Here is a 22690-nt window from a genome sequence, read left to right on the forward strand (position 1 = left end):
CAGGTTGTCGGCGCTCGGTCCCGTCCGGCTTGTTCCCGGCGAGACGGCCGTCCGACTAGCTTACATCAGCCAGCTCGCGCAGCGCCCGATTCTCCTCCCGGATTCTGACGTAGAGCACCATCGCGTTCAGGACCGTGAACACGAGCGCCGTCGCCCACGCCCCGAAGATCAGGGGGAACACGAGTATCTCGACGACGACCACGACGTAGTTCGGATGGCTCACGTAGCGGTACGGGCCCCGGACGACCACCCTCGCCCCCGGCACGACGAGTATCTTGGTGTTCCAGTAGGGACCGAGCGAGAAGATCGCCCAGTACCGCAAGGGCTGCACGAGCAGAAATAGGGCGAGCGCGAGCGGCCAGAACGACGGCGGCTCCGGGCCGCGAGCGAGTCCTTCGACCAGCGTCGAGACGAGCCACAACGAGTGCAGCCCGACGATGAGCGGGTAGTGACTCTGCCCCCGCTCGACTGCCCCCCGGGCGCGGGCCTTGCGCTCGTTCCGGCGCGCCAGCACGAGCTCCAGGAGGCGCTGCGCGCCGACGGCGGCGACGGCGAGGACGAGCAGGACGGCGCTCAAAGGACTACGAGCTCGCCGCCGCTAGCACCTGAAGAACACGTGCTCGGCCGAGAAGCCGGGGCCCATCGCGGAGAGCACCCCGAGGTCGCCCGGGGAGGCGTCGCCGCTCTCCAGCAGGCGCTCCAGGATAAACAGCACCGTCACGCTGGACATGTTGCCGTGGTAGCGGAGCACCTCCCGGGAGAGGGCGAGGCCGCCGGGTTCGAGGCCGAAGACCTCCTCGAAGGCGTCGAGGACCTTGGCGCCGCCGGGGTGGGTGACGAAGTGCTCGAGCTCCTCGAAGGCGAGCCCGACGGAGCCCAGGGCCTTCTCCAGGTTCTCCGGCATACGGTTGCGCACGAGGTCGGGGACGCTGCGGGAGAGGCGCACCTTGAAGCCGGACTCCACAAGCTCCCAGCCCATGATGTCCTCGGTGCCGGTCCACGTCGTGCTGTGGCTCCCCAGAAGCTCCGGCCCCGAGCCCCCCCGCTCCGGACCTCCGAGCACCAGGGCCGCGGCGCCGTCGGCGAAGAGGGCGGTGGAGATAAGCCCCGCCTTGGAGCGGTCGCCCTTCTGGAACGTCAGGCCGCAGAGCTCGACCGCGACGAAGAGGATCGGCTTCTCGGGGTAGAGCCGGACGTGGTCCGCGGCCACCGAGAGCCCGCTGGCCCCGGCCGCGCACCCCAGGCCCCAGATCGGCACGCGCCGCGTCTCCTCGGAGAGGCCGAGCCTCGGGAGAAGCTGCGAGTCTATGGAGGGCGTGGAGAGGCCGGTCGTCGAGACGAAGAAGACCGCCCCCACCTCCGCGGGCTCGACCCCCGCCCGGTCCAGGGCGCGGCGGGCCGCCTTCTCGGAGAGGTCGAGGGCGTTCTCGACGTACAGAGCGTTCTTCTCGGGGAACGTGTGGTCCTCGTAGAACCACTCGGGGGGGACGCAGAAGTTGCGCCCCTCGATCTCCACGTGGTCGAAGACCGGCAGCAGGCGCTCGATGTCCCTGTACACCTCGGAGAACATCGCCCGCGCCAGGTCCTTGGCCGTCTCCTGGGAGATGCGGTGGCGCGGCACGGACGTCGCCACCGAGAGCACGCGCGGGTTTACGTCCCTCATCGTCCGTTCTCCTCTCTCTGGGCGTCCGTCCCCTCGGGCTCCGGCTCGGGCGTGGCGCACGAGTTGCGGAAGACGTACTGGGGGAGGCGCTTGCGCTGCGTGCTCGTCCAGTCGATGGAGGGGCGACGCTTCTCCTCCGGCAGGTAGCCCAGGCGGTAGACGGCCATGAGCTCGAGGTCGTCCGGGACCTCGAGGAGGTTCTGGATCCTCCGCCAGCTCTCGGGGACCTCCATCGGGAAGGAGACGAACTGGATGCCCATGCCGAGCTCCGTGGTCATCAGCCAGATGTTCTCGACCGCGGCCCCCATCCCGAAGATGGAGTAGAACCCGGAGAGCTCCCCGGGCCGGTACTCCGCCTTGTCCAGCAGGACGGCGAGCAGGAGCGGCGAGCCGGCGACGAGCTTGCGGTTGTCCTCGCCGAGCGTCTTCGGCACCCCGAGGCGGTTCATGAGGGCCTGGGCGGCCGGCGAGAAGACCTGCCGGGTGAAGGGCTTGAGGACGCTCGGGAGCTGGTCGAAGTAGATGCCGTCCCGTCGCTCCTCCATCTCCTTCTTGGAGAAGCGGAAGTAGGGGCGGTAGCGCTTGAAGAAGGTCCCGTCGCGGAAGACCTGGGTCATGCTCTCGCCGCTCTCCCTGGCGAGAGCCTCGATCTTCTCGCGGTCGTCGACGAGCACGAAGCGCCAGGGCTGGCTGTTGAGGTGCGAGGGGGCCATGGCGGCGACCTCGACGAGCATCCTCTGGTGCTCGGGGCTTACCGGGTCCGGGAGGAAGGGACCGTTCGTGGTCCTGCGCCTCCGGAGGGCATCGTAGAGCTCCATGCCTAGTGGCTCCTCGACGGCGGGGGCTCCGCGGGCTCTGCTGACGGAATCATCTTTCGAGTATACAACAGCGTTTTCGCTCACCATCCTCTCTCCACGCCCTTGCGGGCGGCGCCGCGGACGCGCACCGGCCACGCGCCGAAGGCGATCAGGCGCGCCGGCACGTCGCGCAGGACGGGCATGCGCAGCGCCCGCTTCAGCGAGCGCGGCAGCCGGAAGGGCGCCTCGGGCTCCGGGTCGAGGGCGCCGGCGACCACCCAGCGCTGGGCGAGCTCCTGGGCGAGCTGGACGAAGCGGACCGCCGGGGCCCGCCGCCGCTGCACCGCGCGCAGGTGCCGCGTCCCGAGCCGTCCCTCCAGGAGCGGCCCCGAGAGCACGTTCGCCGCGGAGACGGCGTCCTGGATCGCGAGGTTGATCCCGATGCCCCCCACCGGCGAGACGACGTGCGCGGCGTCCCCGATCACGAGCAGCCCCGGCGCGTACCACCGCTTGAGCCGGTCGGACTCGACCGAGAGCAGCGAGACCTGCCTCCAGTCCTCCAGCTCGCCCATGCGGCCCGAGAGCTCGGGGCGAGACGGACCACCGCTCTCCTGAAGGCCCCGATTCCCCGTCCTTGAGGCGATTGAAGCTCCCCTTGGGGATGAGGTAGCCGACCTGCCAGTGGTCGAAGTGGTCCATGAGTACGAGGAGGCCGCCGCGCCCGCAGCGGAAGATCGCCCCCGCCTCCTCCGGGTCCCCCTCCTCGCGCGGCACGTTGAACCACACGACGTCCATCGGCGGCTCCCCCCGACGGGCTCCAGCCCGCGAGCTTGCGGATCTTGGAGAAACGGCCGTCCGTCCCCACCACGAGCTCCGCCCGTACCTCGCGCCTCTCGCCGTCCGGCGCGTCGTAGAACACCCCGCGCGTCGCGCCGCCCTCCTCCACGAGCTCCCTGACGCGGGCCCCCATGACGAGCCGGAAGTTCGGGTAGCGCCGCGCCTCGGCCGCGACGAACTCCAGGAAACGCGCCTGCGGGAGCATCAGGATGTACGGGTAGCGCGTCTTCAGGCGGGAGAAGTCCGCAAAGGTCTCCCGGTCGGGCCCCGCCTGCACGATGAAGCGCTTGATCAGGGCGTGGCGCAGCCCTCGCAGCCCGTCGGCGAGCCCGAGGGACTCCAGAACCTCCATCGCCCCCGGGTTGATGGTGTTCCCCCGGAACTCGCGGTCGAAGTCCCCGTGCGCCTCGAGCACCGTGACCTCGACCCCGCGGCGCGCGAGCAAGAGCGCCAGCATCAGGCCCGCGGGCCCCCCGCCGACGATGCAACAGCCCGTCCTCTCGCTCCCCCGGGCGCGCACTTTATTCGTAAACTCTTCGGCCTTCAGGGGTGCCACCTCTTCGGAAAACTCCACGACAGCCTGAAGTTACCCGGGGAGCGCGCCCCTTAAGGTCAACGGGCTCACACGAGCGCCGCTTCGCCTACACACTTTGGGCCAATCCCACGGCATAGAACATGAGCGACGCGCACGCGAGGGCCGCGTGCCCCCGCGTTCCCGCCCGGACGTAGGGCAGGACGGCGAAGAGCCCGAGGACGGGAAGCAGCGTCCAGCGGTAGGGCTCCCCCCAGTAGAAGCCGGCCAACACCGCCGCGGCGGCCGAGACGAAGACCGCAAAGAAGAGCGCGTGGTGCAGCCATCGGAACGGCTTCGAATCCACGACGCCGAACTGCACCAGCAGCCCGAGGGCGAAGTTCGCTAGAAAAAGCAGCGTCGCGGCGTAGAAGATCACGGCCGCATTATATTTCGGCCGCGGACCGAGCCTCCGAGACGGCGCGGTTGCTCAACAGCCCCAGAGCGAGGGCGGCGAGGGCCGCGTAAATCATGACGGCAAGCCAGAAGGGGGCGGTGATCCCGTACGCCCGGGCGAGGACGCCGCCTGCGAGGGCGCCAAGCGCCTGACCTCCCAGGCCGATCATGCGAAAAGCGCTTCCCACCCTGCCAAGCAGACCGTTCGGGATCAGGGCCTGGCGCAACGAGATCGTCAGTACGTTCCAGACCATCGCGTGGAAGGCTTCCAGCGCGAGCATCGCTCCGGCGAGGTACGGGTTCGTGGCGAGTGCAAGCCCCGCGTGGACGACGACCCCGAGCACGAAGATCCCGAAGATAGCCCTGCCCGTCCCCATGAGCCTCCCGACCTTGCCGGCGAGCAAGCTCCCCGCGACGCCTCCGAAGACGGAGGCCGAGAGGAGCGCGCCGTAGCCGAACTCCCCGAGCCCGAGGACGTCCTGGGCGTAGAGCACCAGCACGGAGAAGGTTCCCACGAGGGCGAAGCCGCTCGCCCCGAGCATGAGCGCCAGGGTGAGCAAGAGACGGTGTCGGACGAGCCATCCGAGGCCCTCCCCTATCTCGTCGTAGAGCGTCGTAGGGGAGTCCCCGCCTCTCCACTCCACGCGGAAACTGCCGCGAAGCGCGAGGACGAGGGCGGCGGAGACGGCGAAGGTGCCGGCGTCGAGCAAGAAGGGGGCGGAGGCGGCGAACGCGAAGAGCGCCCCGCCGAGGAGCGGTCCGGCAGCCTCGTTCGTCACCATCTGTGCAGCGATCAGCTGCCCGTTAGCCCTCTCCAGCCCCTCCTTTGGGACCATCGCGGGGAGGATCGCGGTGGACGCGTTGTCGAAGAGGGTCTCGGCCACGCCTAGCAGAAAGAAGACCGCATAGAGGAGCGGGATGCTCGCCCAACCGAGCAGCACGGCCAGCCCCAGAGCTCCCACTACCGCTGCCCGCAGGCCGTCCACAAGCCCCATGACTAAACGGCGGTCCAAACGGTCCACGAGCGCTCCGCTAGGCAGGGAGAAGAGCAGCCAGGGCAGGCGCCCGGCGAAGACGACCCCCGAGACCAGGACCGGGTCGCGCGTGAGGCTCGCGGCGAGCAGGGGCGCGGCGACGAGCGTTACGCCGTCCCCAAGGTTGGAGACCGTGCTCGCCGTCCACAGTTTCCCGTACTCAGCCCCGAGCCCGAACAAGACTTACATCTTAGCCGGGGTCCCGCCGCGGCGGCATTCTTCCTGCTACGCCAGGCGAGGAGCGGCGGACGGATGACAGCCCGTGTTCGAGCTCAACTTCGACACGGCCATCTTGACGGCCCCGGTTTCGTGGCGGATGCTAGGGGCCAGTATCTCCCCGACGGTCCACTTGAGCGGCAGAACGCGCACCCCGCGTACGGCCATTCGGCCCTCCACAAACGCATCGGTGAACAGGAGGAGCGGCGCGACTTCGGCGTCGAGGATCTCCCGCAGCCTGTAGCATCCGCTCCACGCTTGCTTGACGAAGTCCTTCTCGAAGGGGCGTCCGTTGCGCGCAAGCCGGCCCCCGCGGGCCGTCACGTGCCCCGAGTGGCTCTTCGTCTCGACGGAGAAGAATCCGTTGGGGCCGAGCACAACGTGGTCCACGTTCCCCAAGCCGCGGAGCGGGACGTCGTGGAAGATGTAGAAGCCGTGAGGGAGGAGCTTTTCGAGCTCCTCCCCCACCCTCTCCTCGGCCCTGCCGCCAGAGACCCAGGTAGTCTCGGCGGCCCGTACCCTGCTTCGAGCGTAGCGCCTCACGCCCTTGAGGTTGAGCAGAGAAGCTCCCATCTCCGCGACGGTCCACATCGCGACCCGCTTGCGACCCTCGTGAAGGGCGTGCTGACCGGCCATCCGCTTCTCGCGCTCCCGTTCGGGATCGACCGTGATCGATGGGACGGAGTCCGGTGACCGGCGGGATCTTACGGAGGGTCGAGGAGGAACCGACAGCGCTTCGTTCGCGACGACCTCCGGCGCGGGCGAGTCCTCGGCGAGTTCGCTGCTCGATCCCGCACGGCTCCAGCCGAGTACGTCCTCGAAACCATCTTCCGGAATGGCGAGGAAGCCGCTCGTCAGCGAGTAGCGGTGGAAGCCGAGGGCGGGATGGTTCCCGTCGCCGGGGAACCTGTACAGGACCGGCTCCTCGAAGAAGCGTACGTCTTCGATGGAGATCCGCCAGAGGGGGGTCTTCTTCGAGTACCACCGAGGCACGCCATCAGGGGAGGAGGCGGAGGAGGAGATCCTGGCCTCGGCCGCGAAGCCTTCCCCGGCCAGGTAGAGGAGGACACGGTCGCCCGCTCTTGCCCGTCGGATCGGGGTCCGGCTGGAAGAGACGCAGAAGGTGTTCGTACGTCGCGCAACGTCGTAGTTGCTCTTCGCGTGCTCACCGACGAAGGCCATCACCCAGCAGTTCATCCCCGCCCCTCCCCATCCAGGTGCTCGTAGATGTTTTATCGGTCGAGGGCGACCCCGGCTTTAGCGTAGGGAGGGAGTGGTGGTGCTAAGATGTGCGCTCTTAGTGGTTGGGAGCAAGCTTACAGAAGGTTCGGAGGGCGAGATGGAGAACGGCCACGGGGACCGGGCGGCTTACGTAACCGGGGTAGGGATGGTCAGCCCCGTGGGCGTCGGCCGGGAGGCGTTCTGGGGCTCGCTGCTGGCGGGCGAGAGCGGCATGGGGCCGATAACGCTCTTCGACCCGGACGGGTACGGGGTCAGGATCGCGGCCGAGTGCAGCGACTTCGACCCCAGGGACTTCATGGACCGCAAGGCCGCCCAGCGGACGGACCGCTTCGCCCAGATGGCGCTCGCCTCGGCGAAGCTCGCCCTGGACGACGCCGGCGCGTGGGGGGAGCTGGAGACGAACTCGGAGCGCGTGGGCCTCGTCATCGGGACGGGCATCGGCGGGGCGACGAGCATGGAAGAGACGCAGTGGACCATCTCCAACAAGGGTCCGGCGCGGGTCAACCCGTTCGCGGTCACCAAGATCATGCCGAACGCGGCCGCCGCCCACATCGGCATCCAGCTGGGCGTGAGGGGCCCCTCGACCGCCAACGCCCTCGCCTGCACCTGCGGCACCGACTCCATCGGCCTCGGCTACGACCTCATCCGCCGCGGCGACGCCGACGTGGTGATCTGCGGGGCGTCGGAGGCGACCATCACCCCCGTCATCGTCGCGGGCTTTATCGCGATGCGCGCGATGAGCCGCAACAACGAGAACCCCGAAGCGGCGTGCAGGCCGTACGACGAGGGGCACTCGGGGTTCGTGATCGGCGAGGGCAGCGCGATCCTGATCCTGGAGAGCGCCGAGTCCGTCGAGCGCCGGAGCGCCGAGCCCTACGCGAAGATCACCGGCATCGGCCGCACCACCGACGCCTTCAACGTCGCCGACCCCGACCCGAAGGGCCGCGGCATCCACGCCGCGATGCAGCTCGCGCTGAAGTCCGCCCGCGTCGAGGAGGACAGGGTCGACTTTATAAGCCCGCACGGGACCGGCACGGTCGCGGGAGACGGCCCGGAGTCCCAGGCGATGTACCGCATCAACCCGAACGCGATGGTCTCGGCGACGAAGTCCACCCTGGGCCACTCCCTCGGGGCGACCGGGGCGATCGAGGGCGCCATCTGCGCCCTCGCCGTAAAGGAGGGGACCGTCCCCCCATGCGCAACCTGACGGCGCTCGCCGAGGGCTGCGCCGAGCTCGACTACGTGGTCGACGAGCCGCGCGAGGCCCGAACCTCGACGTCGCCCTCTGCGCGAACCTCGGCGTCGGCGGCCACAACGCCGCCGCCGTCTTCGAGAGGGCGTAGAGGGGGCCGGGGCTCTCCGCCCCGGCCCCCTCCCTCCAACCCCTTCAGCGCCGCGCCACGCCGAACCTCCAGCCCTCGGACGCGCTCGCGACCGCCACCACGGGCTCCCCGTGCGCTACACCTCCCGACCCGTGCTCCGGGACGGGCATTCGTCCGGCTCCCCTCATGCTCCGACTCTATCCGTCAAGCAGCACTTGTGGCAACCGTAGACGCGAAGCAACTGTACGAAGATGCCGCTGGGACCGTTCCGCACCGGAGCCCGGTACCACGCGCGAGGCGCCGGGGAGGCGCCGCCGCTGCTCGACAGGGAGAGCCCGGCGGCTATAATGCGCCCCTGGAGATTCGTCGGCCAGGGAGGCACGGGTGCTCCACGGCGCCTCCGGCTCGGGAGGACCTCGCGCCGGCCTCGGGGCCTCCCGGGATTAGACTGTCGGAGGCTCGAACAGCCCGCGAGGCCGGGGGCACGACGCTGCTCGGACCCGACGCCGATCGACCGGGCGAACACGCCGGGGAGGTTGCCGCAGGGCTATAACGCGTTCTCGAGAGGAAGGATCGGAGAGGGTATGAGCATGGAGAACGTTTCCGTTGGCCCCGGGAAGACGCCGGAGGGGAGGCTCGAGGAGCTCGAGGCCATCGTGGCCGATCGCGGGAGCGCCCTTGTGGCGTTCTCGGGCGGGGTGGATTCCTGCCTCGCGCTCGCGGTCGCGGCGAGGGCTCTCCCCGAGGGCAGCGTGCTCGCAGTTACGTCGAACAACGAGACCTACCTGCCCTCGGAGCTGGGGCAGGCCGAGGAGTTCGCGCGCTCTCTGGGCGTGGAGCACCTAGTGGTGAACACCCGCGAGCTCGACGATCCGAACTACGCGAAGAACCCGACCAACCGCTGCTACTTCTGCAAGAGCACGCTCTACTCGGACCTGCACCGCATGGCGCTCGAGCGGGGCTACGGCTGCGTCGTCGACGGGGCGAACAAGGACGACGAGGGGGATTACCGTCCGGGGCGGAAGGCGGCCAGGGAGCTCGGCGTGGTCTCGCCCTTGAGCGTCGCCGGGGTCTCCAAGGCGGAGGTCAGGGCGCTGGCCAAGCACCTCGGGCTGCCGACGTGGGACAAGCCGGCTCTGGCTTGTTTGTCCAGCCGGTTCCCCTACGGGCAGGAGATCACGCCGGAGAAGCTCGCCCAGGTGGCGCGGGCCGAGGAGTTTATGCGCTCGAAGGGCTACCGCCAGGTCCGGGTCCGCCACCACGGCGAGATCGCGCGCCTGGAGGTCGGCCCCGACGAGCTCGAACGAGCCTTCGCCGAGCGGGAGGAGATCTCCGCCGAGCTCGAGGACGCGGGCTTCCTCTACGTGACGCTCGACCTCGCGGGCTACAAGTCCGGCTCCCTCAACGCCGCCCTGACGCGCCCCGGCAAGAAGCCGAAGAAGACGCTGCCGGTGTTAGGCTGAGCGCGATGGCCGAGAGCGAGCCGATACTCTGGATCACCCTGATAGTCATGCTCGTCGGCCTCGCCGGGAGCGTCCTCCCCGCGCTGCCGGGCGTGCCGCTTATCTTCGTCTCCGCCCTCGTCTACGCCTACCTGACGGACTTCGAGGTCGTGGGGGCCGGCGTCCTCGTCCTGCTCGGCCTCTTCGCGGCCCTCGCCCTCGTCGCGGACTTCGTCGCGACAAGCTACGGCGCGCGCAGGTTCGGGGCGAGCAACTGGGGCACGGCGGGCGGCGCGATCGGGGGGCTCCTCGGCGCCCTCCTCGGGGCGCTCTTCTTCGGGGTGGGCGCGCTCTTCGGCCTCCTCGCCGGCTCCATCGGCGGGGTCTTTCTCGGCGAGTACCTCCGGCGCAGGCGCCACCCCTCCTCGGGCGCCGGGAACGAAGAGCGCCGAGTCCGGCCCGCCCGAGGCGGCGACGACTGGCGGCGCACGTCGAGGGCCGCGGGCGGGGTGCTCGTCGGCTACCTCGCCGGGGCCGCCGCCCAGGGCGTCCTCGGCCTCCTGAGCGTCGTCCTCTTCGTCGTCGCCCTGTTCTACGACTGAGCCCAGAGAGGCGCCGCGCGAGCATAGGCAGGTACGCTCGGGGTTTACGCCGGGCAGAGCGGAGGGAGGGGTAGGGCGATGAACCCGAGAGACGTCGATGTCGTGGAGTTGCTCGGGCGCCGGGTCCGGCTGGTGGACCTGAGCCGGCCCGTCGGCCCGACGCCGAGCGAGCCCAACCCGCCCCGCATCGGGCCCGTCTCCCATGAGGACGGGGCCGAGCTGTGGGAGCACCTGTTCGGCATCCCGCCGGAGGTTCTGCCCACGGGCACGGGCTTCGCAGGAGAGGTTGCGGAGCTCTCCACGCACGCCGGCACGCACGCGGACGCGCCCTGGCACTACGCCCCCACCTCGGAGGGGGAGCGGGCGAGCCGGATCGACGAGGTACCCCTGAGCCGGTTCGTCGGCCCCGCCGTCGTGCTCGACGTCTCGGACCTGCCGACGGGGCATCTCGTCTCCCCGGAGGACGTGGAGGAGCGGCTGCGGGGCATCGGCCACGACCTCGCGCCCGGGGAGATCGTGCTCTTCCGCACCGGGGCGGACGAGGCCTGGGGCACGGAGGAGTACTTCGGGTACGGGTGCGGCCTGGGGAGGGAGGCGGTGCTCTCCCTCGTCGAGCGCGGCATCGGGGTCATGGGCACGGACGCCTGGAGCCTGGACCGGCCGTACCCCGTGATCGGCGGGGAATGGCGGGAGAAACGGGACCCTTCCCTGTTGTGGCCGGCCCACTACGCCGGGGCGGAGCGGGCGTACTGCCACCTGGAGAAGCTCGCGAACCTGGCGGCGCTACCGGCGGTCGGGGCGACCGTGCTGTGCATGCCCATCAAGGTCGAGGGCGGGAGCGGCGCCTGGGTGAGGGCCGTCGGGCTCGTGCCCGTGGAGCCCTAAGGGAAGGTCTCCCCAGCCCGTGGGGCGGGGCGCTACTGCTCTTCGTCGCCCTTCTCGCGCAGAAACTGCTCGAGCTCGCTCGCGAGCTCGTCGCCGGAGGGGAGGTCCCTCGTGCCCCCGTCGGTCTGGGCGTCGTAGCGCTCCTCCAGCATCTGGACGTAGGAGACGAGGTCCGAGTCCTGCGAGACCGCGGCGGCGACCTGGCGCTGGTAGTCCTCGGAGGTGCGCTCGAGGTGCGACGTGTCCAGGCGGCCGCCGACGAGGTTCTGCAGGTTCTGCAAGAGCCCGAGGGCCGCGGGGGCCGACGGGACGCTCGGCAGGTAGTGCGGCACCGAAGCCCAGAAGCTCACGGCGGGGAGGCCGGCCTCGGCGACATAGCGGTGCAGCACGCCCGTCACCCCGGTCGGGCCCTCGTAGCGCGAGGCCGAGAGCTTGAGGTTCTCGACGAGCGAGGGGTCCTGGGCGTTCGCGGCGACGGAGACGGGCCGCGAGTGCGGCACGTCCGCCAGGAGCGCGCCCATCGTCAGCACGAGCGAGGCGTCCAGCTCGCGGCCGAGGTCCACCACGCCCTGGCAGAACGCCCTCCACCGGAAGTTCGGCTCGGGGCCGGAGATCAGGACGGCGTCCCGCCCCCCGAGGGCCTGCACCCCGCCGCTCGTCGCGTACAGGGCGTTCTCGGGCCACTCCACCGTGCGGGTGACGCCCTCGATCAGCTTGATCTGGGGCCTCACGGACTGGTAGTCGAAGAACTCCTCGCCGACGAAGGCGCCGAACTGCTCGGCCCCCCACTCCTCCCGGAGCGTGTCGACGGCGAGGCTCGCGGCCTCCGCCGCGTCGTTCCAGCCGGTGAACCCGGCGATCAGCACGGGCCGGTTCAGCTCCGGCCTGCGCTCCAACTCGATGTATCTTCTATCCATGAAACAAGCTTACCACGCCGGGCAGGGCCTACCTCATGGGGGCTAGGGCGGTCCGGCTAGCGCCTCACCTTGAGCAGCACGGCCCTCGACTTGACCCCCTTGTGAGTGGAGTCCTCAACGAAGCGCATCTGGAAGTAGGTGTCGCGCGTCAGCCGCGGGGTGGAGAACCTGTACGCCTTGAGGGTTGGATTGTAATACGCTGTCCCCGCCCTCACCCAGTTAGCGCCGTTCGTCGAGCGCCACACCTCGACGGCCTTGCCCGGCACGGGGGCGCCGTTCGTGGTCGCGAGCTTACCGCTGAGGACGGCCCCCTGCCGGTAAGGCACCGTGGTCCTCGACGAGGAGACGGAGAGCGCGGAGACGAGCTTGAACCTCGCCGTGTAGGTCGCGGCGGAGGCAGGGGTGGAGATCGTGTGCGACGCCGCGCCGCCGTCCGACCACCCGGCGAAGACGACGGACCGGCCGTAGCCGTCCTTCTGCGCCGGTGCGCTGACGTTCAACCTGTACCCCTCCCAGGAGACGAACGTGCGGGGCGCCGGAAAGGTGGCCCCATTGAGCCCCAGCTTGATACCGGCGGACGGGTTGGTGTTCAGCGCGACGTTCACCTTACGGGGCCGCAGTTCTCGGGCAATGGTCCGCTTCAGCCCCTTCGAGTCGGTGGCAGTGAGGTAGACGACGAGGAGGCTGTTGGACGCCGCGTCGAGGTCCTCGGGGGCGGGGGCGGTGAAGGAGACGTTGTTCCCGCTCGTCGGCGGGACGAACGGGTGCTCGTGGGTGTTGTGGCGCAGCCCGACCCGCCAGGAGAGGGCGCTCTCGGGCAGCGCGGCCGTCGTTACCGTTCCCGCGGCCTCGTCCTCGGCGTCGGCGGCGCTGCCGCTGAGGGTGATCGCCTCCCCGACCCGGAAGAGCTTCTCAGGGGTGGGGGATTCTATCTTCGGCTCGGGCGGCGTGTTGCCCGGGTCCAGGCGCACCGCTACAGGAGCGGAGACTTCGCCACGCCCGTCCCTTACTCGCAGGGCGGCCTCGTAGGTGCCGGCGGTGGTGTACTCGTGGGTTGTCCTGGGCGTCGTGGTGGTTTCGTCGGTCGTGCCGTCACCGTCGAAGTCCCAGAGATACTCGGCGAGGACGTCGCCGTCGAGGTCACGGCTGCCGGAGCCGTCGAAAGCGACGGTTAGCGGCAGCGGGCCGTAGGGCGGGTCCGCGGTGACGGAGGCGACGGGCGCCCGGTTAGCGCCGGTGTGTGCCAGGCGGTGGATCTCGCCGCCGTTCGTGTAGGAGGTGTAGTAGAGGGCCTGGGTGCCGTTGTATGGCCCGAAGGTCATCGCCACGGCGCTCCCGACGCCCGTCACGAAGTCGCTGCGCGTGTAGCCGCCGCTACCGTTGGGCGAGAGACGGAAGATCTTGCCGCTCACGAAGTCCCCGAAGAGGTAAGAGCTGTCGTAGGAGCCGGGCCAGACGCCGTTCGGGACAAAGGCGCCGCCAGTTATGGAGGCCCCGACGTCGCGACCGTAGGCGTGGACGGGGTCGGTAAGCCCGCTCACCGTCGCGCCCGGCGTGGTGCGGCAGCCGGTGGTGGCATTGTTGGCGCAGAAGCCCTCGCGCAGATTCCAGCCGTAGTCGGCACCGGCCTTGCCCTCGTCGATCTCCTCCCACTTACCCTGGCCTACGTCGTTGACGAAGATTCTGGTCGAGGCGGCATCCGGGTCTACGGCGAACCGGAAGGGGTTGCGCAGGCCCGAGGCGTAGGTTTCCGCGCACTTACGGCCGGCCGTGGTCCTACCCGAAAGGGCGCAACGATCGCCGGTCGCCGCGTAGGGATTATCGGCCGGAACGGCGCCGTCCGGGGTGATGCGCAGTATCTTGCCGAGCAGGACGTGCGCGTCACGGGCAGCGTCGTTGGATCCCGCGCAACCCGAATTGGCCGCGTAGTCGCAGCCGCCGTCGCCCACGCTGACGTAGAGGTTCTTGTCGGTGCCGTTGCCGAAGTGCAGGTCGCCGGCGTTGTGGTTGCCGGCGGGCGAGGGCATGTTGTCTACGAGCACCTCCTCGCTGGCGAGGTCCACCGCGTTCGTCTCCGGCAGGACGAAGCGGGAGACGCGGTTGACGGGGTTGGCCGCGTTCGTCGGCTGGCTCGTCGGACACTGGCCGGACTTGTTGAAGGTGTAGTAGACGTAGATCTGTCGGTTCGTGGCGAAGTCGGGGTCCACGGCGAGCCCGAGTAGCCCGCGCTCGGAGTTGGAGCAGAGCCGGCTCGCCGGAAGGTTCAACGCCCCCTCCTTGACAAGGACGCCGTCCTTGTACACGTTGAGCTTCCCCTGCTGGGTGGTGACTAGCATCTGACCGTCCGGGGTGAAAGCGAGGGCGGTCGGGGCGCCGACCGTGGCGACCTTCTGGTCGATGAAGCCCGCGGGCGTGGTGGCCGCAGCGGCAGGCCGCGCAAGGCTCGGGAGCAGCGCCCCGACCAGGACGAGCGCCAGAGCGAAGAACGCCACGGCGAGGGAACGCTCTCGCACTACGCCTCTCCTCCCGCCCGACCGCCTTCGACGGCCCTTGCAACAAAACTAGTTTCCCGCATGGCTAATCCTCTCGACAAAGCCGGGAACACGGATCGAACGACACACGTCGCATTCCTCACCAACCTTGGGGTTACGAGTTGCCTTACCTCGGCAAGCCTCTGTTCTCCTGAAGATTACGCTAGTACTTGTCTTTATCGGCACAGAAGCGAAAAAGCTTTAGAGGGCGGCGGAACGGTCCAGTTTCGGCCAGGGTCTGGCCCGATGGTCGGGGGGTTTCGCGGCTCTGCGGCCCGTAAAACCCCGTCAGTCACCTCACCCTGAAGCCCGAACTCGCGGTCGGGCTGTTGCCGGCTGCGTCTGGAACGACGATCTCCACCGAGTGGTAGCCGACAGTTTGGCTGGGCGTGTACCGCAACCTGTCCGTAACCGAGCGTCCGTCGACGTACACCGTTACGTCGTTTCTCGACTAGTACGCCCTGTCGTCTCGCACGATCGCGCTTGTGGTCGGGGTGCGATCGCCGGCGCTCGAACCCGGTGCGGGGGTTATGGAGGTGACGGTCGGCCTGACCATGTCGGAGATTGGTCCCCAATCAGGATCGACGCCTCCTCGAAAAATCTCGGTCTGCCCCGTCTCCGATCCGCGCCTGGAAAACACGATCTTTTTGCCTCCCGGCGAGCGGGAGGGACGCCGGTCGAAATTACCGCTCGTATAGCGGACCTCCCCCGTACCATCGAGGTTCGTCACGTGTATCTCCCGATAAGCGGAAGCTTCGGACTCGCTCACGAGCATCATCCTGGCGCCGTTCGGGGACCACACGGGAGAGAGGTCGTCCCGGCTCGGTGCGCCGCTGGTGAGCCTCCGCTCGCCGGGTCGGTCGCCAACGGGGCAGTCGACCCTTCACCCGAAGGGGTGCAGCCGGCCGCACAAGGAACTCTGTCCAGCTTCGTGCCAGAATCTAGACCTCCTTCGGTAGACGCTCCCGGAGTGAAGCGTTTACCGTCGTGCCCCTTCAAACAAAGGTTCGACGCAGACTCAACGCCTCCCGGAGGCGCCTCAGGTACTCCCTTTCGGGGATCTCGGTGACGCCGAAGCGCTCGAGGTGGTCGTTCTGGATCTGGCAATCGAGTAGCTCGTAGCTCCGCTCGCGGAGGCGCTCGACGAGGTGGACGAAACAGACCTTCGAGGCGTCGCGGGCGCGGGTGAACATGGATTCGCCCATGAAAGCACCGCCGAGCGCGACGCCGTAGAGGCCGCCGGCGAGGTTGCCGTCCCGGTCGTAGGCTTCGACGCTGTGGGCCTTGCCGGCGCGGTGGAGGGCGACGAAGGCGCGCACGATCTCGCCGTTGATCCAGGTCTCCTCCCGGCGGGCGCAGCCCCGGATCACCCCCTCGAAGTCCTCGTCGATGCGCACCTCGTACCTTCCGGACCGGACGACGCGGGCGAGCGACTTGGGGACGTGAAACTCGTCGAGCTCGAGCACGGCGCGGGGGTCGGAGCGGTACAGCTCGATCCTCCCGTAGGGATCGGCCATCGGGAAGGCGCCGGAACGGTAGCACCACTCGAGCAACTGGGGGGTAAGCCTCACGGACGAAAAACTACCAGCCCGCCGGCCCGCCGGCCAGTCGCTCCGCCGGCCTCGACTCCGGGCTACCCCGCGACGTCCGGCCGTTTAGAATGGTCGTCGTGGATGCCCTGGGCAAGACGGCCTCGTACGAAACCTCGCGCACCTATCCGGTGGCCGCGAAGGAGGTGCGCCGCGCCGTGGAAGCCGCCGTGCGCGGCCTCCCCCGGTGGGAGCTCGGACGCTCCTCGGAGGCGGAGGTGACGGCCGTGCGCCGCACGCGGCTCGGTTTCCGGGACGACGTCTCCGTAGGCCTGTCCGAGGGGAAGACGGGGGCTCACACGAACACGCGCGCGGCGCTGAGGAGCGTCTCGCGCAAGGGCGTCTACGACTTCGGCCAGAACAAGCGCAACCTGCGGGAGCTACTCGACGGCGTGGACCGGGAGCTGCGGGGCCTCCCCCACTCCTAGGGCCGCGCCCCTCAGACGCTCTTCCCCCTGCGACGGCGACGGACCACGGCGGCGACGACCGCGGCGGCGACGAAGACGCCGAACACGACGAGCAGGACGCCCACCAACTGGGGGGCGCGCTCGCCGAGGTAGGAGTAGGCGAAGGTCGCAGGGGCCATGCCGACCGTCGTGGCACCGAGAAAGCGCCAGAAGCCCATGCGCGTCAGGCCCGCGGCGTAGGAGATCGCGTCGAAGGAGACCACGGGGATCAGGCGTGCGACGAGCACGGCGTACGCCCCGTAGCGCTCGAACCAGCGGTCGGCGCGGCCGAGGCTCCCCCTCCCCACCAGCGCCTCCACCGGCGCCCGTCCCACCGCGCGCGCGATGCCGAAGGAGATCGAGGCCGCCAGCGCCGCGCTGACGAGGCTCAGCATCCCGCCCAGAACGCCCGAACGCCAGCCCGTTCGCCAGGCCGAGGAGGAACGATGGCACGAACGCGGCCAGGGCCTGCAGGACCATCAGCGCCCCCGAGACGACCGGCGCCCAGGCCCCGTAGGAGAGGATGTAGTCCCTGAGTGCCCCCGTATCCCCGCTCCCCATCACCGCCACCGCCCGGTTGACCTCCCCCGGAAGGCGTCCGAGACGAGGTAGAGGACGAGCAGGACCGCGAGGAGCGCCACGGTGACGGCCGGGCGGAGCCAGGGCGTGAGCCCCGCCCCCGCTTGACGCGGCTCGCTCACCCGGGAAGGCGTGCTAGCACGAGGTGGGAGACGAGCCCGGGGATGGGGACGACTTCGACGCCCGCGAAGCCCACATCCCGTAGCCACTCCTCGTACTCCGAGGCGGTGTAGGTGTTGCCCCGGGGCGTCAAGACGAGCATGTTCACGGCGAAGAGCGCGGCCTCCTCGCTCGTCCCGCGCACGAACTCCCGGACGACGAGGAGGCCTCCCGGCGCGAGTGCGCGCCGCATCCTGGCGAACAGCTCCTTGTTCTCCTCGGGGCCGTACATGTGGGAGGTGTTGCCGAAGTAGACCGCGTCGAACGGGCCCTCGGGCAGCCGCTCGTTCATGTCCCCCGCCACCGATGCTATGCCCGCCGCGTCGAGGTGGCCGCGCATGAGCTCGAGCACCTCGGGGCGGTCGAAGACCGTCACCCGCGCCCCGTCCCTCGCGAAGGCCTCGGCGTTCGCGGCGGGGCCTCCCCCGACGTCGAGGAGGCTGGCTCCCTCGGGCAGGAGCGAGAGGACGATGGAGGAGATCTCCGCGGCCCCCTCCGCGCCCGTCCGCCGCAGCGCCCGGACGAACGTCTCCGTCCCCTCGAAGGCCGGCGCGGTCCGGTTCTCGACGGGCTCGCCGGTCTTCAGGACCTCGGGCAGCCGGACCCAGCCCTCCAACAGCCGCAACCGGTGCGCGACGCTCGCCCCGACGTATCCCGGGTCCTCGGGATCCAGGAGCGGTCGTCGGTGCTCCTCCTGGAGACGGAAGCCCTCATCGGTCTCCTCCAGCGCCCCGAGCTCGGCGAGGGCGGAGAGGACGATGCGCACGGCCCGCTCGTCCAGCCCGAGCGCCCCGGCCACCTCCGGCGCCGGGCGAGCCCCGTCCGCGACGGCCTCCAGCAGCCCCTCCCGCAACGCGGTGCCGAGGAGCAGTATCCCCCGCCAGTCGAGCTCCCTGTGATCCATCCCTCCCATACGCACCGGGATTGTACTCCCGAGAGCCCGCCCGCCCCGTCGCTCAGAGCAGGGGCACGGTCTCCCCGACGGTCTCCCCGCGCAGGTCGGTTACCGGAGATGTGGAGAAGCCACGAGGGACACGAACCCCCTGTCGGGCGAGGGCGCCGACGGCGGCCGGCGCGAGGGCGCGGCCCGCGCCGTCGGAGACTTTGAGCGCCACGCCCCAGTGGGGCTCCTCCGTGTTGGCGGCGGCGAAGACTGCCTCGGCCCCGCTCTTCGCGATGAGGGCCGTCCCCTCCATAAGCTTCGTGTCGAGGCGGCCTGTCCCGGCGATCATGTAGGGGTGCGTTCGCATCGCGTCGCGCACCCGTAGGAGCGCCTCGGAGAGGTCGTCGGGGAAGCCTTCGAATCCGCCCGCGGCTAGGCGGGCGAAGCCGAGGGCCATTCCCTTAAGCGGCAGGGCGAAGACGGGGACGCCGCAGCCGTCGCCAGCGAGCTTCACGCCCCCCGGTTCGACGCCGCAGACGGTCTCGACGGTGCGCAGGATCAGGCCCTGCAACGGCCCGCCCGGGTCGCGGTAGCCGGCCGGGTCCCACCCTGCGTGGATGCAGACGGCGAGCATGGCGGCGTGCTTGCCGGAGCAGTTGCCGTGGATGGCGCGCGGGCCCTCGCCGGTCTTGAGGAGGCGTGCGGCCGAGGGGGCGTGCATCGGCGGGTGGAAGCCGTTCTGGAGGTCCCGCTCCGAGAGCCCGACGCGGCGCAGGATCGAGCGCACGGCGGCGAGGTGTCTGGGCTCACCGTTGTGGGAGGCGCAAGCGACGGCTATCTCCTCGTCGGTGAAGCCGAAGGCGTCGGCCGCCCCCGAGAAGACGAGCGGGAGCGCCTGGAAGGGCTTCGCGCTGGAGCGCATGTGGACGTAACCGGCCGGGTCTCCGAGGGAATCGATCACCGCGCCCCCCGGGTCGACGACCGCGTAGCGGCCGCGGTGGACGCTCTCCACGAGCTCGCCGCGCCGAAGGGCCGCGACCGGGGCGTCGTCGGGGATCACGGACGAGCCGGAGCGGGCCTCGCTCAAGGCCCTCCTACTCCCCGGAGATGCGGATGACGTGCAGGGAGACCAGGTCGTGGGCGACGCGCATGCGGGACATCGCCGCCGGGAAGTCCCCCGCCTCGTAGTGCTCGCGCGCCTCCCCCACGAGCGCCCTGAGCCGGACGAGGAGCCCCTCGTCCGGGCCGTCGGGGCCGCCGGGGCCGTGCCCCTTCATGCTGGCCTGGGCCATCCCTATGACGATCGGGGCGCGCTTCGTGCCGAGCCACATCGAGAGGGTCGCCCAGTCCAGGTAGGTGTCGATCCGGGAGAGGTGGCCCACCCTCAGCGAGACGGGGACCGCGCCCTTGCCTTCCGCCAGGCCCCCGCTCACGGGAACCACCTGCGGATGTTGCGGGAGAAGACGCCCGAGAGCTCGTCCTCCGAGAGGCCGGCCGCGTCGGCGGCGAGGAGGGCGGCGTGCATCGTCGAGGGGAGGTCGCCGTAGGGGATGTCCGAGCCGAAGCAGACGCGCGAGGGGTCCATGGAGTTGAAGAGGACGTAGAGGTCCTTCGCCTTCACGACCGAGGTCTCGAAGAGGATGTTCGGGTGGTCGGCGAAGGCGCGGGTCGCGGCGAGGACCTCGACCATGGCGGAGTGGCCCAGGATCAATCGCAGGCCGGGCAACCTCTCGATCGTCGGCATGAGCGGCTCGACGATCCTCTGCATCGCGAAGCCCGCGTGGACCAGCACGGGTATGTCCGCCTCCGCCGCCATCTCGAAGAGGCGGACCACCCGCTCGTCGTCGAGCTCGAACTCCTGGGAGACGGGGTGGAGCTTCAGGCCCAGGAAGCCGCGGTCCACGCAACGGGCGAACTCCGCCTCGTAGTCCTTGTGCGGGTTCAGCCGGAAGAAGGGCACGAAGGCGTCCGGAAACTTTTCGTAGGCGTTCCACAGGACGTCGTTCGGCCCGGAGAAGTCGTCGCGGGCGTTGGGGTCGTTGAGGGGGAAGACTATCGCCCTCGCCACGCCCGCGGCGTCCATCCGCTCCTTCATGTCCTCCGCGGTCACCACGCGGCTGTCGACGTCCGTACCGATGTGGGCGTGGGCGTCGAAGACTTCGATGCCGGCCGGGAGCTTCGCCCGCACCCACCCCCATACCTCCGCCATCGCCCCATTCGTGAGCGCGCCGAGGTCCCCGCTACTCAGTGGTTTCGTGCTCAAACAAGCCCGCCGATCCATCCTCGCCAGAGACAGCCGTGCAATGGTAACAGGAGCCCTCACGCACTGCTAAACTCGCCGGATCATGAACCCGAGCGCCATACCGGAGACCCTCGTAGACCTCCTCTCCCGCGCCCTCGCCCCGGCCCTCCGGCTGCTCTCGAAGTCCTCCCTCCCGCGCCTCGACGGCAGCGTGGAGCTCCCCGGCCCGAACGGGACCGTGGAGATCCTGCGCGACCGCTTCGGGGTACCCCAGATCTTCGCCTCCGACGAGCACGACCTGTTCTTCGCCCAGGGCTACGTCCACGCCCAGGACCGCTTCTTCCAGATGGAGCTCCAGCGCCGCGCCGGCCACGGCCGCCTCGCCGAGCTTCTCGGGGCGGAGGCCCTGCCCTTCGACCGCCTCTCGCGCACGGTCGGCTTCGCCGGGATCGCCCGGTCGGTGGAGAGACCGTCCGGGGCGCTCGCGGTGATCGAGGCCTACTCCGCCGGGATCAACGCCTGCCTCGAAGCCGGACCCCTCCCCCCCGAGCTCGCCCTCCTCCGCCACCGGCCCGAGCCGTGGACGCCCCTCGACACCGCTGCCTGGTCGCTCGTGATGGCGTGGAGCCTCTCCTCGAGCTGGGAGTCGAAGCTCCTGACGGGCGAGGAGCCCGAGGACCTCCTCCCGCAGACGGACCCGGGCGCGGGCTCGAACGCCTGGGCCGTCGCCCCGTGGCGCAGCGCCACGGGCTCGGCGCTCCTCGCCGGGGACCCGCACCTCTCCCTCGGCATCCCGTGCCTGTGGTACGAGCTCGGGCTCTACGGCGGCCCGTACCGCGTCGTCGGGGCCTCGCTGCCGGGGACGCCGGGGGTGGTGATCGGGCACAACGAGGAGATTGCCTGGAGCGTGACCGCCGCCCTCACGGACGTCCAGGACCTCTACGCCGAACACTTCTCGGAGGACGGCCGCCTCTACGAGCACCGCGGAGAGTGGCGCGAGGCCGGGTCGAGGGAGGAGACGATACGCGTCCGCGGGAGGCGCGAGCCCTTCGTCCAGACCGTCAGGACGACGCTGCACGGCCCCGTCGTCACCGACGCCGTCGCCACGGACGGCAAGGGCGAGGACCCGGGAGACCTCGCCCTCCGCTGGGCCGTCCCCGACCCGACGGTGCTCGTCGAGAGCGGCCTCGCCGTGAACCGGGCGCGGGATAAGGACGAGTTTCTCGCGGCCTTGCAGGGTTGGACGACGCCGAACCAGAACTTCGTCTACGCGGACCGGGCGGGGAACGTCGGCTGGGCGCTGGCGGGTCTCGTCCCCGTGCGGCGCGGCTTCCGGGGGGATCGCGTCCTCCCCGGCCCGCCGGGCGAGCACGAGTGGGACGGGTTCCTCCCCTCCTCGGAGCTCCCGGGGCTCTTCGACCCCGAGGACGGGCAGATCGCCTCGGCGAACGAGCCGCCCCCCGGCGCGGGCCTCATCCCCGGCTACTACCTGCCGCCGTACCGGAAGGACCGGATCTCCGCGCTCCTGGCCGCGACCGAGAAGCATTCGCCGGAGAGCTTCTGGGAGATCCAGGGCGACCTCTACTGCGAGCCTGCCCATGCCCTGGCGACAAGGCTGGCGAGGCTCGCGCCGAGGGGAGAGGAGAAGGTGCTCCTGCGAGAACTCCTGACCTGGGACGGCCACCTCACCGCCGACAGCCGCCCTGGAGCGATAGCTCGCGTCGCGCTGGAGCACCTGATCCGTCGCGCGGCGGGCGACGTGAACCCGTCGGGCTACCCCGTGCCGAACGGGATCGCGACGTACGTCGGCGACCTCGTTCCCGAACTGGTCGAAGGGCTGGACGAGCTTCCGGAGGGGATGCTCGCGGGCGCCCTCGAAGATGCCGTCTCTACCCTGAGGGAGACCCTGGGCGAGGACCCCGGGGGGTGGAGCTGGGGAGCCCTGCACGCCGCCGAGCTGAGGCACCCGCTGGGAGCGGTGCGAGCGCTGCGGGGCCTCCTGAACCGCGGGCCGTTTCCGATCGGAGGAGACGCGAACACCGTCCGGCACGCCGCCTTCGGCGGGGGCAAGTCCGACGAACACGGTCACCCGCGCTTCGGCCCCGTCGCGAGGGGCCCCAACTACCGCTTCGTCGTGGACACCGGTGACTGGGACGAGGCCGTGAGCGTCGTGGCCCCCGGCCAGTCAGGGCACCCCGCGAGCCCCTACTACGACGACGAGATCGACCTTTGGCTCGGCGTCCGCTACCGGCCGATGGTCTTCGGCCGAAAGACCGCCGAGCTCGCGGCACGGCACAGGCTCGTACTGGAGCCGGCAAAGGAGGGGTAAGACTTCAC

At 70.1% G+C, this 22690-nt stretch carries 23 protein-coding genes; 6 read left to right on the forward strand and 17 right to left on the reverse strand.

Translation table 11 applies throughout. The annotated features are described in order from the left end of the window. Positions 1-55: 55 nt before the first annotated feature. From GBA65_RS12975 to GBA65_RS13005, 8 genes are all read right to left on the reverse strand, one after another. Complete coding sequence (locus tag GBA65_RS12975) at positions 56-577, reverse strand: isoprenylcysteine carboxyl methyltransferase family protein (protein ID WP_166396909.1); 522 nt, start codon at positions 575-577, stop codon at positions 56-58. 21 nt (positions 578-598) lie between these two features. Beyond that, complete coding sequence (locus tag GBA65_RS12980; RefSeq protein WP_166396910.1) at positions 599-1663, reverse strand: type III polyketide synthase; 1065 nt, start codon at positions 1661-1663, stop codon at positions 599-601. After that, positions 1660-2481 carry a nitroreductase family protein gene (locus GBA65_RS12985; RefSeq protein ID WP_166396911.1) on the reverse strand — a complete coding sequence of 274 codons (822 nt, stop codon included), beginning with the start codon at positions 2479-2481 and terminating at the stop codon, positions 1660-1662. The genes GBA65_RS12980 and GBA65_RS12985 overlap by 4 nt, the downstream gene beginning before the upstream one ends. Positions 2482-2561: 80 nt before the next feature. Further along, the gene (locus GBA65_RS23210) at positions 2562-3032 is read right to left on the reverse strand and encodes an FAD-dependent monooxygenase (protein WP_207955747.1); all 471 of its coding nucleotides are present in this window, start codon (positions 3030-3032) and stop codon (positions 2562-2564) included. Beyond that, the gene (locus GBA65_RS23215) at positions 2942-3871 is read right to left on the reverse strand and encodes an FAD-dependent monooxygenase (RefSeq protein WP_207955748.1); all 930 of its coding nucleotides are present in this window, start codon (positions 3869-3871) and stop codon (positions 2942-2944) included. The genes GBA65_RS23210 and GBA65_RS23215 overlap by 91 nt, the downstream gene beginning before the upstream one ends. A 67-nt stretch (positions 3872-3938) precedes the next feature. After that, positions 3939-4247 (reverse strand): hypothetical protein, encoded by a 309-nt coding sequence (locus tag GBA65_RS12995; protein ID WP_166396912.1) that lies wholly within the window; start codon positions 4245-4247, stop codon positions 3939-3941. A gap of 7 nt (positions 4248-4254) precedes the next feature. Then, complete coding sequence (locus tag GBA65_RS13000) at positions 4255-5478, reverse strand: MFS transporter (protein ID WP_166396913.1); 1224 nt, start codon at positions 5476-5478, stop codon at positions 4255-4257. 45 nt (positions 5479-5523) lie between these two features. Next, positions 5524-6711: an NERD domain-containing protein gene (locus GBA65_RS13005; RefSeq protein ID WP_166396914.1), complete on the reverse strand. Its 1188-nt coding sequence runs from the start codon at positions 6709-6711 to the stop codon at positions 5524-5526. Between the two features lie 142 nt (positions 6712-6853). On the opposite strand from GBA65_RS13005, the gene GBA65_RS13010 reads away from it, so the two are divergent. From GBA65_RS13010 to GBA65_RS13025, 4 genes are all read left to right on the forward strand, one after another. Then, on the forward strand, positions 6854-7963 hold the full coding sequence (locus tag GBA65_RS13010) for a beta-ketoacyl-[acyl-carrier-protein] synthase family protein (protein ID WP_166396915.1): 1110 nt from the start codon (positions 6854-6856) through the stop codon (positions 7961-7963). Between the two features lie 705 nt (positions 7964-8668). Beyond that, positions 8669-9541, forward strand: a complete 873-nt coding sequence (gene larE, locus GBA65_RS13015; RefSeq protein ID WP_207955749.1) for an ATP-dependent sacrificial sulfur transferase LarE — start codon at positions 8669-8671, stop codon at positions 9539-9541. A gap of 5 nt (positions 9542-9546) precedes the next feature. Next, positions 9547-10122, forward strand: a complete 576-nt coding sequence (locus GBA65_RS13020; RefSeq protein WP_166396917.1) for a DUF456 domain-containing protein — start codon at positions 9547-9549, stop codon at positions 10120-10122. Between the two features lie 78 nt (positions 10123-10200). Further along, on the forward strand, positions 10201-11007 hold the full coding sequence (locus tag GBA65_RS13025; protein ID WP_166396918.1) for a cyclase family protein: 807 nt from the start codon (positions 10201-10203) through the stop codon (positions 11005-11007). Positions 11008-11039: 32 nt separating this feature from the next. Here the strand turns inward: GBA65_RS13025 and GBA65_RS13030 are convergent, their stop codons facing one another. From GBA65_RS13030 to aat, 3 genes are all read right to left on the reverse strand, one after another. Beyond that, on the reverse strand, positions 11040-11924 hold the full coding sequence (locus tag GBA65_RS13030; RefSeq protein WP_166396919.1) for a PAC2 family protein: 885 nt from the start codon (positions 11922-11924) through the stop codon (positions 11040-11042). 56 nt (positions 11925-11980) lie between these two features. After that, a complete protein-coding gene (locus GBA65_RS13035; protein ID WP_166396920.1) occupies positions 11981-14437 on the reverse strand; it encodes a PQQ-dependent sugar dehydrogenase in 2457 nt (818 codons plus the stop codon). Between the two features lie 1013 nt (positions 14438-15450). Next, positions 15451-16026 (reverse strand): leucyl/phenylalanyl-tRNA--protein transferase, encoded by a 576-nt coding sequence (aat, locus tag GBA65_RS13045; protein ID WP_166396922.1) that lies wholly within the window; start codon positions 16024-16026, stop codon positions 15451-15453. Positions 16027-16124: 98 nt separating this feature from the next. On the opposite strand from aat, the gene GBA65_RS13050 reads away from it, so the two are divergent. Then, positions 16125-16472 (forward strand): DUF1499 domain-containing protein, encoded by a 348-nt coding sequence (locus GBA65_RS13050; protein WP_166396923.1) that lies wholly within the window; start codon positions 16125-16127, stop codon positions 16470-16472. Between the two features lie 11 nt (positions 16473-16483). On the opposite strand, the gene GBA65_RS13055 is transcribed toward GBA65_RS13050, so the two are convergent. From GBA65_RS13055 to GBA65_RS13080, 6 genes are all read right to left on the reverse strand, one after another. Further along, on the reverse strand, positions 16484-16885 hold the full coding sequence (locus GBA65_RS13055) for a TVP38/TMEM64 family protein (protein ID WP_166396924.1): 402 nt from the start codon (positions 16883-16885) through the stop codon (positions 16484-16486). A 165-nt stretch (positions 16886-17050) separates the two neighbouring features. Continuing rightward, positions 17051-17191 carry a hypothetical protein gene (locus GBA65_RS13060; RefSeq protein WP_166396925.1) on the reverse strand — a complete coding sequence of 47 codons (141 nt, stop codon included), beginning with the start codon at positions 17189-17191 and terminating at the stop codon, positions 17051-17053. Then, positions 17188-18132, reverse strand: a complete 945-nt coding sequence (locus GBA65_RS13065) for a class I SAM-dependent methyltransferase (protein WP_166396926.1) — start codon at positions 18130-18132, stop codon at positions 17188-17190. The genes GBA65_RS13060 and GBA65_RS13065 overlap by 4 nt, the downstream gene beginning before the upstream one ends. A 52-nt stretch (positions 18133-18184) precedes the next feature. Beyond that, positions 18185-19198 (reverse strand): asparaginase, encoded by a 1014-nt coding sequence (locus GBA65_RS13070; RefSeq protein WP_166396927.1) that lies wholly within the window; start codon positions 19196-19198, stop codon positions 18185-18187. A gap of 7 nt (positions 19199-19205) precedes the next feature. Continuing rightward, positions 19206-19544, reverse strand: a complete 339-nt coding sequence (locus GBA65_RS13075; protein WP_166396928.1) for a hypothetical protein — start codon at positions 19542-19544, stop codon at positions 19206-19208. After that, positions 19541-20374, reverse strand: a complete 834-nt coding sequence (locus tag GBA65_RS13080) for an amidohydrolase family protein (protein ID WP_166396929.1) — start codon at positions 20372-20374, stop codon at positions 19541-19543. Before GBA65_RS13080 ends, GBA65_RS13075 begins: the two co-directional genes overlap by 4 nt. An 82-nt stretch (positions 20375-20456) precedes the next feature. Between GBA65_RS13080 and GBA65_RS13085 the strand changes: the two genes are divergently transcribed. Next, a complete protein-coding gene (locus tag GBA65_RS13085; RefSeq protein WP_166396930.1) occupies positions 20457-22682 on the forward strand; it encodes a penicillin acylase family protein in 2226 nt (741 codons plus the stop codon). Positions 22683-22690 lie beyond the last annotated feature (8 nt).

Source organism: Rubrobacter marinus (assembly GCF_011492965.1).
GTDB classification, from domain to species: domain Bacteria; phylum Actinomycetota; class Rubrobacteria; order Rubrobacterales; family Rubrobacteraceae; genus Rubrobacter_F; species Rubrobacter_F marinus.